The 14,759-nt window shown below is 68.6% G+C and carries 14 protein-coding genes and 2 pseudogenes; 10 read left to right on the forward strand and 6 right to left on the reverse strand.

Annotated features, from left to right (window positions below; all coding sequences use genetic code 11):
• The first annotated feature begins 64 nt into the window (after positions 1 to 64).
• Positions 65 to 991, forward strand: a complete 927-nt coding sequence (locus OG966_RS39255) for a class I SAM-dependent methyltransferase (protein ID WP_326654904.1) — start codon at positions 65 to 67, stop codon at positions 989 to 991.
• Positions 992 to 1,289: 298 nt separating this feature from the next.
• On the opposite strand, the gene OG966_RS39260 is transcribed toward OG966_RS39255, so the two are convergent.
• The gene (locus tag OG966_RS39260; RefSeq protein WP_326654905.1) at positions 1,290 to 1,922 is read right to left on the reverse strand and encodes a TetR/AcrR family transcriptional regulator; all 633 of its coding nucleotides are present in this window, start codon (positions 1,920 to 1,922) and stop codon (positions 1,290 to 1,292) included.
• A 57-nt stretch (positions 1,923 to 1,979) separates the two neighbouring features.
• On the opposite strand from OG966_RS39260, the gene OG966_RS39265 reads away from it, so the two are divergent.
• Entirely contained in the window at positions 1,980 to 3,065 is a 1,086-nt protein-coding gene (locus tag OG966_RS39265) for a DUF2855 family protein (RefSeq protein WP_326654906.1), read from the forward strand.
• A 1,556-nt stretch (positions 3,066 to 4,621) separates the two neighbouring features.
• Entirely contained in the window at positions 4,622 to 5,014 is a 393-nt protein-coding gene (locus OG966_RS39270; RefSeq protein WP_326654908.1) for a peptidoglycan-binding domain-containing protein, read from the forward strand.
• 749 nt (positions 5,015 to 5,763) lie between these two features.
• Here OG966_RS39270 and OG966_RS39275 read toward each other — a convergent pair.
• The 3 genes from OG966_RS39275 to OG966_RS39285 all read right to left on the reverse strand — a co-directional run bounded on the left by OG966_RS39275 (position 5,764) and on the right by OG966_RS39285 (position 7,350).
• On the reverse strand, positions 5,764 to 5,955 hold the full coding sequence (locus OG966_RS39275) for a DUF6381 family protein (protein WP_326654909.1): 192 nt from the start codon (positions 5,953 to 5,955) through the stop codon (positions 5,764 to 5,766).
• Positions 5,956 to 6,076: 121 nt separating this feature from the next.
• The gene (locus OG966_RS39280; protein ID WP_326654911.1) at positions 6,077 to 6,535 is read right to left on the reverse strand and encodes an SRPBCC family protein; all 459 of its coding nucleotides are present in this window, start codon (positions 6,533 to 6,535) and stop codon (positions 6,077 to 6,079) included.
• 686 nt (positions 6,536 to 7,221) lie between these two features.
• On the reverse strand, positions 7,222 to 7,350 hold the full coding sequence (locus OG966_RS39285; protein WP_326654912.1) for a hypothetical protein: 129 nt from the start codon (positions 7,348 to 7,350) through the stop codon (positions 7,222 to 7,224).
• Between the two features lie 298 nt (positions 7,351 to 7,648).
• Between OG966_RS39285 and OG966_RS39290 the strand changes: the two genes are divergently transcribed.
• The 4 genes and pseudogenes from OG966_RS39290 (at position 7,649) to OG966_RS39305 (ending at position 9,513) form a co-directional block, all read left to right on the forward strand.
• Positions 7,649 to 8,059, forward strand: coding sequence for a VOC family protein (locus tag OG966_RS39290; RefSeq protein WP_326654913.1), 411 nt, complete (start codon positions 7,649 to 7,651; stop codon positions 8,057 to 8,059).
• A 14-nt stretch (positions 8,060 to 8,073) separates the two neighbouring features.
• A pseudogene (locus OG966_RS39295) lies at positions 8,074 to 8,368 on the forward strand (excinuclease ABC subunit UvrA); the annotation flags it as partial.
• A gap of 48 nt (positions 8,369 to 8,416) precedes the next feature.
• Entirely contained in the window at positions 8,417 to 8,881 is a 465-nt protein-coding gene (locus OG966_RS39300; RefSeq protein WP_326655546.1) for a helix-turn-helix transcriptional regulator, read from the forward strand.
• A gap of 5 nt (positions 8,882 to 8,886) precedes the next feature.
• Positions 8,887 to 9,513 (forward strand): glyoxalase, encoded by a 627-nt coding sequence (locus OG966_RS39305; protein WP_326654914.1) that lies wholly within the window; start codon positions 8,887 to 8,889, stop codon positions 9,511 to 9,513.
• A 4-nt stretch (positions 9,514 to 9,517) separates the two neighbouring features.
• Here the strand turns inward: OG966_RS39305 and OG966_RS39310 are convergent.
• Positions 9,518 to 9,619 (reverse strand): annotated as a pseudogene (locus OG966_RS39310) (DUF2199 domain-containing protein); the annotation flags it as partial.
• Between the two features lie 505 nt (positions 9,620 to 10,124).
• Between OG966_RS39310 and OG966_RS39315 the strand changes: the two are divergent.
• A complete protein-coding gene (locus tag OG966_RS39315; protein ID WP_326654915.1) occupies positions 10,125 to 10,328 on the forward strand; it encodes a hypothetical protein in 204 nt (67 codons plus the stop codon).
• A 429-nt stretch (positions 10,329 to 10,757) separates the two neighbouring features.
• Here the strand turns inward: OG966_RS39315 and OG966_RS39325 are convergent, their stop codons facing one another.
• Positions 10,758 to 11,273: a DUF6233 domain-containing protein gene (locus tag OG966_RS39325; protein WP_326654916.1), complete on the reverse strand. Its 516-nt coding sequence runs from the start codon at positions 11,271 to 11,273 to the stop codon at positions 10,758 to 10,760.
• A 384-nt stretch (positions 11,274 to 11,657) separates the two neighbouring features.
• Here OG966_RS39325 and OG966_RS39330 point away from each other — a divergent pair, with 384 nt between their 5' ends.
• The gene (locus OG966_RS39330; RefSeq protein ID WP_326654917.1) at positions 11,658 to 12,077 is read left to right on the forward strand and encodes a hypothetical protein; all 420 of its coding nucleotides are present in this window, start codon (positions 11,658 to 11,660) and stop codon (positions 12,075 to 12,077) included.
• Complete coding sequence (locus OG966_RS39335; RefSeq protein WP_326654918.1) at positions 12,074 to 14,314, forward strand: NACHT domain-containing protein; 2,241 nt, start codon at positions 12,074 to 12,076, stop codon at positions 14,312 to 14,314. Before OG966_RS39330 ends, OG966_RS39335 begins: the two co-directional genes overlap by 4 nt.
• Positions 14,315 to 14,759: the final 445 nt, after the last annotated feature.

The raw sequence follows: 14,759 nt of genomic DNA on the forward strand, positions 1-14,759 counted from the left end.
ACTTCACCCGCACCACACTGGCGCGTGGTGTGCATGGCGGACGTCCACCCGTACGTTCCCGGGCATGCACTCTCTCCTGCGCAACCGCTTGACTAAGCAAGTCCTGCACCCCGCCCTCACCGCGATCGAGCAACTCGTGGAGCGCGGTGTGGCCCGTACGGCGAAGCCCCTGCGAACCGACCTCGACGCCCTCCGCCGAGAGGTGGACGAGATGAAGAGGCAGCAGTACGCGGTCGGACTGCTCCTCGATGGCACGGCCCGAAGCGGGCACCGGATCCCGCGAGCCGGGCAGATCGACACTCTCGTACGCGAAATGCAGAACGTGACCGGGGGCAGCGAACACGCCCGCCGATGTGTGGTCGTCGCCTACCGCACCCTGATCGCCATGGAAGCCCTCGCAGTCGGCAGGGTGGCCGGCTCCACGTCCAACATCTGCGGAAAGCTCGCCACCGTTCCGCTGCTCTCCCCGCCCAATGGCAGCATTCTCGAAATCGGCACCCTGTATGGGCTGTTCGCCTCGGCGCTGGTGCGGATGGTGCACCGCGCCGGGATCCAGGCAGATCTCACCATCGTCGACCCCTTGGCCGGCGCTCAGCTTCAGCCCGGCACCGCCCAGCACGACGATCCGACGGGAACTCCGGTGCGTGAGGACGTCGTACGGGCCAATCTGGCGCTCGGCGGCAGCCCATCGGCCCTCGAAGCCAGGATCGAACAGGGCTTCTCCTCCGACCCCGAAGTGCGGAGTGCCGTCTCCGACCGGGAGTACGGCGTGATCATCGTGGACGGTGACCACTCCGAGGAGGGCGTGCGAGCTGACCTGGAATGGGTCGAGCACATTGTTGCGCCCGGCGGAATCGTGGTGCTCGACGACTATGGCGACGTGGCCTGGCCAGGTGTACAGGACGCTCTGGACAAGCACTTGGCGCTCGGGACGTCACGCCTGCAGATGCTCGGACGGGTCGCGACGTCGGCGTATCTGCGCGCCGCCTGAAGCCGCCTGCGAACTCCTCACCGTGCCTACCGGTGTCTCGAGGCCGGAGAGGCCGGACGCCACAAGCGGTGGCGCCCGGCCCCGAGGAGCGTGAGCTCCGCTCAGCCATCGTCTCCCGCCCAAGGGCGGGGGCATGGCTTGGGTCGTTCCTCGTGGACGACGGCATAGGCGCGCCCCGGCGCGCGGCGCGGATCACCACATGATCGTCGGACGACCCAGAGGTGAGGAGAACCCGAACGGAGCCCTGGCGTGGGCTGGCGCGGCGTGAAAGACGAAGCCACGGGCCTCCGCGGGGTTCCTACTCCCGGGGCATGCGCAGGGCGTTCGTCCAGAGCCGGGTGAGGGTTTCCACCAGCGTCTCGAAGGGGACGGGCTGGTCGGTGGCGAAGGTCACGTACGCCATGCGGCTCACCATGGCGCTGAGCGCACGAGCGGTGACTGTCGGGTCGAGGGCCGGATCGGCGAGGCCGGCCTTCTGGAGGCGGGTGATGGCTGTGGCGCTGCGGTCGATGAACGCCTGCGAGCGCTGCAGCCGCAGTTGCAGGAAACGTCGGTCTACGGCGGCGGCTTGCTCCATGGCGGCCATCAGTGCGGCATTGCGACGGTAGGCCTCCAGGTAGGCGCGGTTTGCGTCCTCCACCCCGCGGCGCAGGTCCTTGCGGGTGCCGTCGCTGACTCCCGCGTGCAGCATCTCGTCCTGCAGCTCCGCCAGGACGGCGGTGAAGACGTCCTCCTTGGAGGTGAAGTGCGTGTAGAAGCTGCCGGTGGCGACGCCGGCCTCGGCCGCGATGTCAACGATCCGGGCGTCCAGGTAGCCGTCCCGTTCGAAGATCCGCCGGGCTGCGGCGACCAGGGCGTCCCTGGTTCGGATCCCGCGCCGGGTGCGCCGGGGTGCTGGGGGCTCGGAGGGGGCGTGGTCGGGGGAGCGCATGGCCGCATCCTAGCCGGGTATTGAATCTGAATCCGGATTCAAGTACGTTCCCGACCCATGGACACCACTGCCACACCCAGCGGCTGGAACCTGCTCGTCTCCCGCGATGACCTGTCGACCACCAAGCTGGTCGACGCGCCGATCCCGGAAGTCCGGGACGGCGAAGTACTGCTGCGGGTCGACCGGGTCGGCCTCACCGCCAACAACGTCACCTACGCCGCACTCGGCGACTCCTTCCGCTACTGGGAGTTCTTCCCGGCCCCGGCAGGCTGGGGGATCGTCCCGCTCTGGGGCTTCGCCGAGGTCGTGGCATCCCGGGTCGACGGCGTCGAGCCCGGCAGCCGCCACTACGGCTATCTGCCGTGCGCCAGCCACCTGTTGGCGCGGCCCGGGCGGGTGGACGAGCGCGGCTTCCGGGACGCCAGCCCCCACCGGAAGACGCTGCCCCCGCCCTACAGCGCCTACGCGCTCACCACGGGCGACCTCGCGTACGAGGCCGACCGCGAGAACCTGCAGATCCTCTACCGCCCGCTGTTCTGGACCTCATTCATGCTGGCCGACTGGATCGTCGACAACGCCTGGCTGGGCGCACGCACCGCTCTCCTGTCGTCCGCGTCGAGCAAAACCGCCTACGGTGCCGCCTTCCTGCTCCAAGGGCAGGGGCACGAGGTAGTGGGCCTGACATCCCGGCGCAACCTCGCCTTCACCGAGAGTCTGGGGTGCTACGACCGGGTGCTGACGTACGAGGAGGTCTCTCAGCTCTCCCCGGCCGCGCCCATCCTGTACGCCGACTTCGCCGGCGACGAGTCACTGAGCGCCGCGCTGCGCACTCACCTCGGCGACGCCTTGGTGCACCACGTGGTCGTCGGCGTAACCACCCAGCAGCCCGGGCCCGCCGGCACACTCGCCGACACGGGACCGGGCATGTTCTTCGCACCCGACCAGATGCGCAAGCGCATCGGCGACTGGGGGCGCGCGGGGCTGGACCGCCGCTTCGCCGACGCCTGGCAGCGATTCGCCCCCGTGGTCGAAGGGTGGGTAGACGTCGTCCACAGCAACGGCCCTCAGGCCCTGGAGCAGGTCTGGCACGAGGTCCAGTCGGGGCGGACCGCCCCGCGCACCGGCCATGTGATTGCTCTCTGACACATCGACAACGAGCTGGTGGCAGACGCCGTTCGCAGCATTATCTCGGTGGAGCAGCGACCGGATGTGGCGGGGCCACGGCCGGCAGCGGTGGCGGCTACTGGAACCCACCGCTTGCTGCCAGCGACATCAGCAGGCTCTCCCTTCCATCTCGACCAGTCAGAGGGCTTCGCTTCCCGCCACTGACTCACCCAGCACTCAAGGGCTCACCGACCACTTGGTCCGGGAGCCCTTCTGCTTCCGGCTCCCCGCATTCCCCAGTTGGTTCATTTCGTGGACCAACTGGGACGGTGTACGTCTCTGACCGGAGCAACCACACGACGCCCGGCTGGCTTCGCGGCGCCCAGTACCGTCACGGCGACGCATGGGTGATCACCGCATGCTGCGACATCGACATGGCCAACCTTGTCCCGCTGGAGGACGCCCTCACGAAAGCAGCCTCGGAGCATCCCCTCGTGGTGCTGGACGCTGCGGCCATCACGTTCGGAGACTCCCGCTCCTCAGCGTCCTCCTGCGTACTCACCGGGCAACCACCCTGCGTACCGCCGCCGCCCCGCACCAGACCCGAACCCGCGCCCCTCGGTTACCGCAGGCGGTCAACTCCTCGAAGGAATCGGTGAGATATGGGCTACATCGCGGAACGGGGATGAGACAAGGCCGCACGGGATGCGTATCGAGTCACAACGAAACAGCGAAGCCCCACCCGTGCGGGCCGGCTCCCGCAAGGGCGCCGTCCTCGCGATCACAACCCAAGATTCTGGTACGCAACCGCACACGAAAGACGTGCTGGTCTGTCGCCGACAGGTCATCCAGCCGTTGGTGGAGGAGGACTGCCGGTGGGACTCAACGACACCGAGCCTCCGCGAGCGCCCGGTTCAATGCCTGATATCGGGCAGGAGATACGGGACTCCTTTCAAGCCGTGCTGGATGCCTTGGACGCCGCACGCGCCGACCTGTACGCGTCCGACGAGCGTGAGGGGTGGGCCGAGAGCCCGCCACCGTCGTGGTCGCAACGCAGCGAACCGGCCGGGAGCGCCGGCATCACTCATCCGGCCTCACCCCTTGCCGCGATCCCCGTTCCGCCCCCACCTCGATGGACACAGCCGGTCGGGCATGGTGAGGGGCTCGAGGACGTGGATCCGGATCCTCCGCACGTTGTCCAGCCCTCTGCCGTGGAGCCGCTGCGGACCCGTGGCGTACACCAGCCCAACACCCCGCGGGATGTCGCGGTGGAGCCGCTGTGGTTGCGCGGCGCGCGTCTGGAGCCTGTTCCTCCTCCGTCGGTTGGAAAGCCGCCGACGGCGAGTGGCACAGGCTCAGCGCACGCCGCGCCGCCGTTGACCTTCCTGCGCCCGGCTGCCCCGCAGGAGGGCGCGTACCGCAGGACCGGCCCGGGCCTGGACTTCACTCGGTCGGCGACCCCCCAACGCCCGGTCTCGCCCCCGGAGTCGCCGGCACCACTCGCCCGCGCGCATGCGAGAAAGAGAAGTCGCGGATGGCGGCGTTTCACCGATCGGCGGGCCGGTCGCGTCGCCGGAGCCTTCGGGGCGGGCGCCGTGAGCGGATTGATCCTTGCCTATTCGCTGCTGGTCAACGACAACAACGACAACCCGGCGCCGGCGGCTCCCTCCCCGCCCTCCGGGCAACCGGACCAGCCGCTGCCCGACAACCCCGCTCCCACGCTGCCCGACAACCCCGCTCCCTCGCTGCCCGAGATCCCGGGCACGGGCGTGCTGCGGCAGGGCGACAGCGGCCATGGAGTGTACGAGTTGCAGGTACGTCTGCTCCAAGTCCCGAACATCTACGACGGCGGCGCGATCGATGGCCGCTACGGCATGGAGGTCGGGGCGGCCGTGGCCAGATTCCAGAAGTGGTACGGCATCCAAGGCGACGAAACCGGGGTTTACGGTGACCACACTCGCCTCGCCCTTATGCTGCGCACCAAATAGTCGGCGGCCATGTGGCGAAGACGGTCTGGGGACGACCAGCCCGGCCGGGCTGGCCTTCCCTTTCCCAGGACTGCGGCACGCGGGCCCGCGACGCGATTCTCGACACCGTCGGCGACCTGATGTCGCCGCACGGCCACACTGCCACGTCCCATCGTGATGATCTCCGCCGCGTCCGGCTTGCCGGTCAGCTCCCTCTACTGGCACCTCGGCAGCAAGGACGGGATCTACACCGCGTTGCTACAACGCGACGCAGATCGCTCTGTCGGCCCCTTACGTCCCCGGTCGAGGTGCCGGGCGCCGACGTCGCGCAGCGTCTGGCCCGCACCCCGAGGGCACACTCGCCCGCATCCCTGAGTGTCCGGGGGAGCGCCGACGGGTTCTACCGCCTTGCTGCGCCCCTCATGGCGCGGACGGTCCGTTTCTCGATCGGCACGGATTCCGCGACCTCGAAAGTCACGCTCCTGCCCAGCCGGCACTGACACCCTCGGCGGAGCCGGAGACCTGCCCTGTCCGAGGCTGCTCAGGTGCTGGATGCCGCAATGCGGGGGACCTCGCATGCTGGGTCGCCGGCCGACCATCACGGCCCGCCTCCGCCTCGGTGGCCTGCTCCCAGCCGATGATGTCGCCACGTCCGCCGACCCCGTCCGCCGCGCACGCTTCAGTGAACGCAGGCTGATGGGGCCGCCCCCGTCGGCCGGGTGTGTGGGCCGTTCCACGCAGGTGAGCGAGATAACGTGGAGTAACGGCTGTTACTCCTGGGGGTATATATCCCCAGCGGCCATGGCGCTCTCCTGCTCGCTCTGCGCATGCAGTTTGCGCGCCCGGTCCTGGAGACGCTGACGCTCCTCCGGGTCGGTCGCCCGTTCCGCCTCCTTTTTCAGGGCATCGGCCTCCTGTCGCAGTTGACGGACGTGGCTCCCGGATTCGCCTGAACCGCTCATGACCACTCCTCGGACGTTCGGGATGAGCGCTGGCCCCCTCAGGGAATCAGCGCCCTGGCGACTTTGCATCCCGAACGGTCCTGGGCAGGAATCCTCGACGTCTTTCATGCCGGGTTGATGTTCAGGCGGGGCTGACGCGGCCCCGCCACGATCCGGATTCCTCGCCGCGCTGTTCGATGAACTCCTTGAAGCGCCGCATGTCGCCCTTCACGCGCCGGTCGATCAACCCGACAGCGGACGCGGCCTTGTCCGCCGCCCCGGTCGGTTCCACGTCCATGACGAGTTCCACTCGGGTGTGTGTGTCGTCGAGGCGCTGGAAGTGGACCATGCCCATCTGCTGCGTGTCGCCGCTGATCGTGCGCCAGGCGATCCGTTCGTCGGGGAGCTGGTCGACGATCTCGGTGTCGAATTCCCGCCGCACGCCACCGATCTTGGTGGTCCAGTGGTTGTGGGTGTTGTCGAGCTGGGTGACTTCCTCGACTCCCTCCATGAACTTCGGGAATTCCTCGAACTGCGTCCACTGGTTGTAAGCGGTGTGGACGGGAACCTTGACCTCGACCGATTCCTTGACCGTGCTCATGCCAGTACTTCCTTTCCGCATCCATGGCGCCGGCAGCAGGTCTGCCGTACGCGGAGGGGCAGATGCGGCGAGTACCCCCGATGGCCCGGATTACGACCCCGCGAGCCGTCCTGGATCAAGGGCCGGACGTTGGTCGTGCCGCAGGCCCGGGAAGCGGGTGGCGCACCATTCCGGCACGGGGTCATTCGTGTCGGTCTGTGCCACCAGTTCCGGGCGCACCCAACAACGGCTCACACAATGAGGTGGATCGTTCCTGGGTGCCGTGTCCGGGGCGGGAGTTGAGCGTTCGTTCTCGAACACCAGGGATGACTCCAGCCGACCGAGTCACGGACTGCGGCGCAGGCGTGGGTGAGGGCGAGACGGTAGGAATCGGTGCCGGGTCTGGATCAGGTTGCCGTCGAAGGTGAGAGGGTCGACGATGGCCGCGCGGAGTGTGGCTCCGGCCAGACTCTCCGCCAACACCGGGCGGTGTCGCCGCCGATCGGCAACCGGTGTCAGGACTCGCAGACAAAGCCAGGTCAGTGAGGGCGTTGCCGGCGGTCGGCCGAGTTCACAGGGCGGGCGCTCCGCCGTCATCTGGCCGAGCACGGAGATCCGGCGTTCCGGGCCGCCCTCGCCGAACAGGTTGGTGTTGAGGGTGGAGGACACCCACAGCCACCACGCGGGAGCGAACGGCGCCAGCATTGTCAGCGCGCAGCGCGGCGGCCGATGCTGGGACTGCCGGCGAGCGGACGGGCCAACTGGGCGACGAATGCAACGAACATCAGGTCGTAGAAGAGCTCGAGCCAGCCGGCATGCCGTTCTCCGGTTGTCATGGGCCTACCCAAGCCCGCCCGTGCCCGGCGGCCTGCCGCGACACTCCGGCCTCGGAGGCCTGGATGACCGGCGCTCCGGTGGCTGAGACGGGCGGCTCGGGGATCACGTGCCACCGGGCGCAGGTGGGGCCCGTCCAGGAGGTGCTGATGTGTGTGCTTACGCCAGTTGGAGATCCTGGGCGACGCGGCGCCAGGCGGCGCGCGACGCGGGAATGCGACCGCGTGTGGCGAAACGGGTGGCCAGATCGATCAGGAATCGAGAAGCGCGGGTCATGGAGCCGCACCTAGCATAATCGTCATGGACATCACCATTCACACGAGCTTCCTCCCGCATGACGACCCGGACGCGTCCCTGGCTTTCTATCGCGACGCTCTCGGCTTCGAGGTCCGCAACGACGTCGGGCAGGGCAAGATGCGCTGGATCACGGTCGGCCCCGTCGGCCAGCCCGGCACGTCCATCCTCCTGGCGCCGCCGGCCGCCGACCCCGGCATCACCGAGGACGAGCGCAGCACCATCGCCGAGATGATGGCCAAGGGCACCTACGGCTGGATCCTGCTGGCCACCCGGGACCTCGACGGCACTTTCGAGAAGCTGCAGGCCGGCGACGCTGAGGTCGTCCAGGAGCCGACCGAGCAGCCGTACGGCATCCGCGACTGCGCCTTCCGCGATCCCGCGGGCAACCTGGTCCGCATCCAGGAGCTTCGCTGAGCCGTCCGGTCATCGATCCGGCCATGATGGCCGGCGTCGCGACCACCTGCGAAGAATGCGGCGGCCGGTGCGTCGAGGCTGCTGTCCTCGACCACCCCCTCGGCGGCCGCACCATCGCAGGTGCTCGCCATGTCGGCTGCCGAGACCGAGGCGCGCAGGCCTGCCGCCCACAAGGGCGGCGTCTATATCCTCGTCGAGCCGACCACCGGCCTCCGGCGCGCCGACGTCAAGCAGTTGCTCGGTCTGCTCGACCGGCTCGTCGACTCCGGCAAGCCGGTCATCGCGATCGAGCACCTCGCCGCCTACCTCGGCATGCCACGCAGGTGCCCGCAGACATCGATGAAAGGGAGTTCTCTCATGTGTAACCCCTCGTGGGGGCACGCACGCGCCACGGCGCAGCGCCTGAGTGACCTCGCGCGACTGCGCCGCGTCCGCGACCGGATCGACCGGGAGTACGCGCAGCCGCTGAACGTCGAGGCGCTCGCCCGCGGCGTGAACATGTCCGCCGGGCACCTCAGCCGCCAGTTCCGGCTGGCGTACGGCGAGTCGCCGTACGCGTACCTGATGACGCGTCGCATCGAGCGCGCGACGGCGCTGCTGCGTCGTGGCGACCTCAGCGTCACCGACGTCTGCTTCGCGGTCGGCTGCTCATCGCTGGGCACCTTCAGCACCCGCTTCACCGAGCTGGTCGGCATGCCGCCCAGCGCCTACCGACGCCGCGCAACCGGCGCTGCGGCGGGGATGCCGCCGTGCGTGGCGAAACAGGTGACAAGACCGATCAGGAATCAAGAAGCGCCGGGCACCGAGCCGCAACTAGCGTGATGGCCATGGCATCCATCGAATCCGTCACCCTCGACGTGGCCGACCCCACGGCCGCCAACCGCTTCTACACCGCCGCCTTCGGTTTGGACACGCAGATACACCTGCGGGCCTCGGAGGCACCCACAACCGGCTTCCGTGGTTTCACGCTGTCGCTCACGGTGTCCCAGCCGGCCACCGTCAACAGCCTTATCGACGCCGCCCTCGAGGCCGGCGCCACGCCGCTGAAGCCCGCCGCGAAGTCGCTCTGGGGCTACGGCGGTGTCGTGCAGGCCCCGGACGGGACGATCTGGAAGGTCGCGACCTCGGCGAAGAAGGACACCGGCCCTGCCACCCGGGAGGTCGACGAGATCGTGCTCCTGCTGGGCGTCGCTGACGTGGCTGCGAGCAAGCGGTTCTACGTCGATCAAGGCCTTGCCGTGGCGAAGAGCTTCGGCCGCATGTACGTCGAGTTCGCTGCTGGGTCGGGTCCCGTCAAGCTGGCGCTGTACAGGCGCCGTGCCCTGGCCAAGGACGCCGGCGTCTCTCCCGACGGCACCGGATCGCACCGGCTCATGATCGGCGGCGATGCCGGGCCTTTCACCGACCCGGACGGGTTTGCATGGGAGGCCGCATCGCCGGCACCCACGCCCTGATGTGTCACTGCTGCCTGCCCTGCCTGGTGCCAGTGCGCTGTTCGACCGCGAGGGGATGGTCGGTGGGCTCCAGCTCGATGATCGGACGCCTGCCGACCGGACGCGTTTGAGCGTGCACTGCCGGAGGCCGCTTGACGACGTCGGCCACGGTGGCCGCCCACCGGTTCCACCGCCCACCCGGCGCGGATGGCCTCGTCGTCCTTTCCCGCAGGTGGGTAGTGGAACGCACATGGTCGCGGATCATGCGGGACCGCCGCTGCCGCGACCACGAACGCCTCCCCGAGATGAGCAGATCCCTCATCACCCGGGTTGCGATCAGGCTCATGAGCCGACGCCTCACTTCCGCAAAGCCCAGCCCGCCACTCGCCGCGACGCCTCCCCGTACTCTCTGCCGCAGGCCGCTTGACCTGCGTGGTTTTCAGAGTCCGTGCTGGTGTCTCTGCCGCCCGCGAGGTTCGGGGGATCTCTACCGGCGGCCGCTGTCAGTCAGGGAACGGGTCTGGTTCGATGAAGGGTCGATTCCGCTATCGGTCCGGGGGTGCCCGATCCTGAACACCTCGCTCGCGGAGGCCCTGTCCGTCGTCTTGCTGCTGGCGGTGCTGGCTTGTGCGGTGGTGCGCCCGTGGGGCTGGCCGGAGGCGGTCGTGGCGGTCCCGGCCGCCGCCGTGGTGATCGGCACCGGGGCGATCTCACTGGACCACGCCCGCGCGGAGGCGGAGCGGCTGGGGCCCGTGATCGGGTTCCTGGCCGCGGTGCTGGTGCTGGCCCAGCTGTGTGACGACGACTGCGAGTCGATGATCAGCGTCACCGGGTAGGGGCACCGGCCCAGGTCGGTGCGGATCCGGCGCCCGAGCCGGTCGCGGAGCCAGGCCACCGTCCCTGCCCGATTCCACCTCGCGATGAACGACGTCTTCACTTCCAGCAACGTCATGCTGATTGGGCTGACACTGCCGGCCCTGCACGTCGCGGGGACAGGCAGCGGCTGGTCCGGCCGGAGCCACAGACGCTGATCCGCCCCGGACACCAAATAGCGCGGTCGCCACCGGCTCCGACCTTGTCTGCCGAGCCCGATATGCCACCGCCAGGCGCCGCTGCTACCCCTCCGACACCACCAACGCCGAATGGGCCGTGCTCGAACCCCGGCTGCCCATCCCGGCCTGCCAGACCAAGAAGGGCGGCCGGCCGGAGAAATCAGCCCATCGGGCAGCGCCACGCCGGGAGTCGGGCCCGGGTTGCACCAGCGGCTACATCAGGGGTGGGAGAGTTTCGGCGGCGCCGCACTTCGTGCACACCCTCGTGCCTGGCTGCCTGACCACGCTCAGCGCCTGGTCGAGGTCGAGGATGTCACCGTCGTCCGCGTCTTCGCAGTCATGGACGTGCACCACGTTCCATCCAGGCCGGCCACGCTCACGCGGGAGCCGCTCGATCCTCCACGCTCCCGCGCCCTCCACGGCCTCCACGACGGGGGTGGCGGCGGGCACCGGCTCCAGTCCCTGCGTCGGCGCGTCGACGGCCGGCGCCAACCCCTGTGCCAGAATGTCGTCGTAGACGATGCCTTCCAGCAGGCGGACATAGTCGGCGGGAACCCAGACCACGTACTGGGCGGGTTCCACCCATTGGTCCGTCGTCGCCTGCCATGTCGGCAGGCCGACCTGGTACATCCACGCCCGCTGCGTCTGCAGCCGTGCGTGGAGGAGGCCGTTGAGCTCCTGGCCGTCCGGGAGAACCACCAGAACCGGCGGAAGCTGGGCTGTATTCATCTCACCACCACAAGACGTTGCCTCGGTCGGCGAGTCGGAGGTCCCTGCTCCGACCCGTGTTTCTCCGTCTGCTCCGGCTTCAGTCCCTCAACCCCGTCGACCCGCAACCATGTCCGCTGATGGGGGATGCCCCAAGCCCAATGCCGTTGCGATACGGCTTGGTCTGTCTTGGCGGGTGGATATGGGGACGCTTCGCGGCTCGGTCCGGCCGCGCGCGGCGACCACCCGGTCCACCAGCCCCAGGCGTGGTCCCACGGAATGCCCATCAACCGTCCCGGAGCGGAACTGGCTTGGGATCAATTTCGTGGCCGAACCGCTGATCGAAGGTGCCGGTGTGGCTACCATGAGCTCCTGAATGCGCGGTGCGCGACAGGAGGAACACCTTTGCCCGAGATCGATTTACTGCTCGGCCAAATCGTGTCGGCAGTCGCAGCGGCGGTGGGCGCCTACGGCGTCTCCGTACTGACCAGGGCCGAGGATGAAGCGGCCGGGGCGACGGTGCGGCTGGGGCAGCGATTGCTCAACAGGATCCTGCACCGCAGCGCCGACGCCGACCCGGTTCGAGCCGCCGTCACCAACCTGGCGGACGCGGCCCCGAACACGCTGGCCTCTCGGCGCACAGAGTTCAGGGATGCGCTGCGGGAGCTACTGAGGGACACCCCGGAGCTCGCTGCTGAACTGTCGGCGCTGCTGCGGGAGCGTCCGGCCGTCCAGGCCGGCGGTGCCCACAGCGTCGCCATCGGCGGAGACAACTCCGGGATCATCTCGACCGGTGAGGGCGCGACGAACACCCTGCACCGGTGAGCGTCGGGCCAGGCCCCCAGGAGCTGGACCCCGCTGTGCATACCCCTGACCGGCCGGGCGGCGACCGGTCGATCAAGGTCGACGGTGGCAACTCGGGCATCGCGAGCACCGGCGACAACGCGGTCAATGTGCTCATCAACGCCGGAGGGATCTCCGCCGAGGACACGCTGGCCGAGATGGTCGATCAGCTTGTGCGGGCGGTCCGCGCCAGGCGTAGCTCTGTCGAGGATGCGCTGGCCGACAAGGCATATCTGCTCGCGCAGAAGGTCAGCGACGGTTTGCATCGTGAGGAGGAACAACAGCGGCTACGGGATCCGCGCCCGCTGCCTGTGCACTGGCGATTGGTACCTCCGAAGGCGCCCGGCCGCCGGGACAGCAACCGCAACGCCCCGGCAGAGGCGACGGATGCTCCCCCGCTCGACCTGGCCGGTCAGCTGGATGAGATCGCGGCGGTCTTCGAGCGGACCGAGTCCGGCTGGCTGATGGTGCTGGGCGGGGCAGGCTCGGGGAAGAGCATCCTGATCCTCCGTTTCGCACTGGCCCGGCTGAAGGCGCGCACTCCAACCGACACAGCACCGGTACCGGTGATCTTCAGCCTCGGATCGTGGAATCCCACCACCACCCCACTGCGGGACTGGTTGATCAGCCAGTTGGAGCGGGACCAGCCCTTTCTGGCCGGAGGCAGCCCCAACGGATCGACGTGGGCCGCCGCGCTGGTCGGTGCCGGCTACGTCCTACCGATCCTGGACGGGTTCGACGAGATCGCCAACGGTCTGCGCGGACCCGCGCTGAGAGCACTCAACGCCGCCACCCTGCCGCTGCTGGTGACCAGTCGCCACGCCGAACTCGAAGCCGCCGTGAAGGCAACCAAGGTTGTTCCCTGCGCCGTCGGTATCGAATTGAGCGACCTCACCCTGGATGACTCCGTCAACTACTTGCTGCACGCCACCGATACGACCCTCTCCGGCGGCACGGACACCACTACCCCGACCGGGTGGCAGTACGTCCTGAGCGAGTTGAGCTGCCGTCCCCACACACCAGCCGGCGCCAATCTCGCCGCCGTGCTGACAACACCGCTGATGGTCACACTTGCCCGCACCGTCTACGAATCCGACCGCAACCCGTCGGAGCTGCTGGACATCGAGCTGGGCACCCGAAAAGCCCTTGAAGACCATCTCCTGGACAACTTCATCCCCACCGCCTACGCGCGCTTTCTCAGCAACCGACCCGTGGCGGAACAGCGGCGCTGGGACCCCGAACTCGCCCGGCACTGGCTCGGCTACCTCGCCGCGCACCTGAGACAGCTCAAGACACATGACGTGGAATGGTGGCGGCTGGGAACCAGCATGAAGCTCTCCTCGCAGATGCTCGTGGTCGGAGTCGCTGTCGGAATTCTGTCCGGGCTCATGATCGGGATCGTGTACGCGGCCACGGTTGGGCTCGTGTACGGGCCTGCGTGGTGGCTCACGGAGGGAGTCGTTGACATTCCTCTGAATGGGCTCGGGATCGGGCTGGCATTCGGGCTCATACAGGGATTCGCCGCGAAGCTCAAGGTCGGCGGCCCGGTATTCGAGCCGTCGCGCATGCACATACAGATCCGCGGCGGGACAAAGAAGGTGCGGGAGAGCTTCCTCCCCAGAGTTCGCGGCGGGCTCGCGGGAGGCCTCGTATTCGGAGTCGTGTTCGGCCTCGGACTCGCGGCCTATTGGGTTCTCCTGGGTTATCCCGTGCTCGCGATCGCGCTGGTTTTCGGGAACGGGCTCGTGATCGGGATCGCACTCGGGCTCGCGGTCGGACTCACGCTCGCGCTCATGGCCGGGCTCGAGGCTGTCATCGAGAGAAAAACCTCCGTCAGCCCGTCGGAGCTGTTGAACACAAACCGCACCACCGTGCTCACCCAACTGGTCGCGGTCGGGCTCGTGATCGGGCTCGGGTACGGGATCACGATCTGGCTCGTGAACGGATTCGTAATCGGGCTGTCGACCGGGCTCGCGGCCGGGCTCACGGTCGGGCTCGGGGTCGGCACTTTGACCGCTTGGGGCCGATGGGTGCTCCTGGCCCGCATCTGGCTGCCCCTGACGGGGCGACTGCCGTGGGCAGTGAACGCTTTCCTGGACGACGCCTACCGGCGAGGCGTGCTGCGCCAGCCCGGCGCGGTCTACCAGTTCCGCCATGCGCGGCTTCGGGATCGTCTGGGCGAAGTCTACGAGGAACACCGCAACCAACCCCCTGCTTGAACCGCGGTCTGCCGATATGCGGCGTGTCGGCGAGCTGGGGGCATTGGTGGCCGCAGCAGCCCGAAGCGGAGTTGGTATCTGCTGGCCGGCTACCGGCGCGACTGGCTCTTCGACCGGACCTGCTCCTGGAGATCCTGTCCCGCCTGAAAACCCCAGTTTGGGCCGGTGATCAGGTTGTTTGCGTGGGCAGGTTCAGGCTGCCTGTTGGTATGCGTTGATGAGGCCGCCGAGGAGTTGGGGGCGGCGGATGCGGGTTCCGACCCGGGGGAGAGGGGCTACCTGTCCGGCTTCTGTGGCCCGGAGGTCGTCAGGTCGGCAACCAGGCGGTAACCGTCCCGACCGGCCCAGGGACGCCGTCCAGGCGGTGGGCGATGAACCGCACCCGCACCGGATAGCAGCGTAAGTCCGGATCCAACGCAACGGCATTGGCCCTGGGCCTTGTCGG

Origin of the sequence: Streptomyces sp. NBC_01750 (assembly GCF_035918095.1) — a bacterium.
Classification (GTDB): Bacteria; Actinomycetota; Actinomycetes; order Streptomycetales; family Streptomycetaceae; genus Streptomyces.

Excerpts from the sequence above, each read along its gene's own strand:
- OG966_RS39325 (WP_326654916.1), bottom strand. The coding sequence starts at position 11,273 with ATGAATACAGCCCAGCTTCCGCCGGTTCTGGTGGTTCTCCCGGACGGC.
- OG966_RS39265 (WP_326654906.1), top strand. The coding sequence starts at position 1,980 with ATGGACACCACTGCCACACCCAGCGGCTGGAACCTGCTCGTCTCCCGC.
- OG966_RS39255 (WP_326654904.1), top strand. The coding sequence starts at position 65 with ATGCACTCTCTCCTGCGCAACCGCTTGACTAAGCAAGTCCTGCACCCC.
- OG966_RS39285 (WP_326654912.1), bottom strand. The coding sequence starts at position 7,350 with ATGACAACCGGAGAACGGCATGCCGGCTGGCTCGAGCTCTTCTACGAC.
- OG966_RS39275 (WP_326654909.1), bottom strand. The coding sequence starts at position 5,955 with ATGAGCGGTTCAGGCGAATCCGGGAGCCACGTCCGTCAACTGCGACAG.
- OG966_RS39260 (WP_326654905.1), bottom strand. The coding sequence starts at position 1,922 with ATGCGCTCCCCCGACCACGCCCCCTCCGAGCCCCCAGCACCCCGGCGC.
- OG966_RS39280 (WP_326654911.1), bottom strand. The coding sequence starts at position 6,535 with ATGAGCACGGTCAAGGAATCGGTCGAGGTCAAGGTTCCCGTCCACACC.
- OG966_RS39305 (WP_326654914.1), top strand. The coding sequence starts at position 8,887 with ATGGCATCCATCGAATCCGTCACCCTCGACGTGGCCGACCCCACGGCC.
- OG966_RS39290 (WP_326654913.1), top strand. The coding sequence starts at position 7,649 with ATGGACATCACCATTCACACGAGCTTCCTCCCGCATGACGACCCGGAC.
- OG966_RS39300 (WP_326655546.1), top strand. The coding sequence starts at position 8,417 with ATGTGTAACCCCTCGTGGGGGCACGCACGCGCCACGGCGCAGCGCCTG.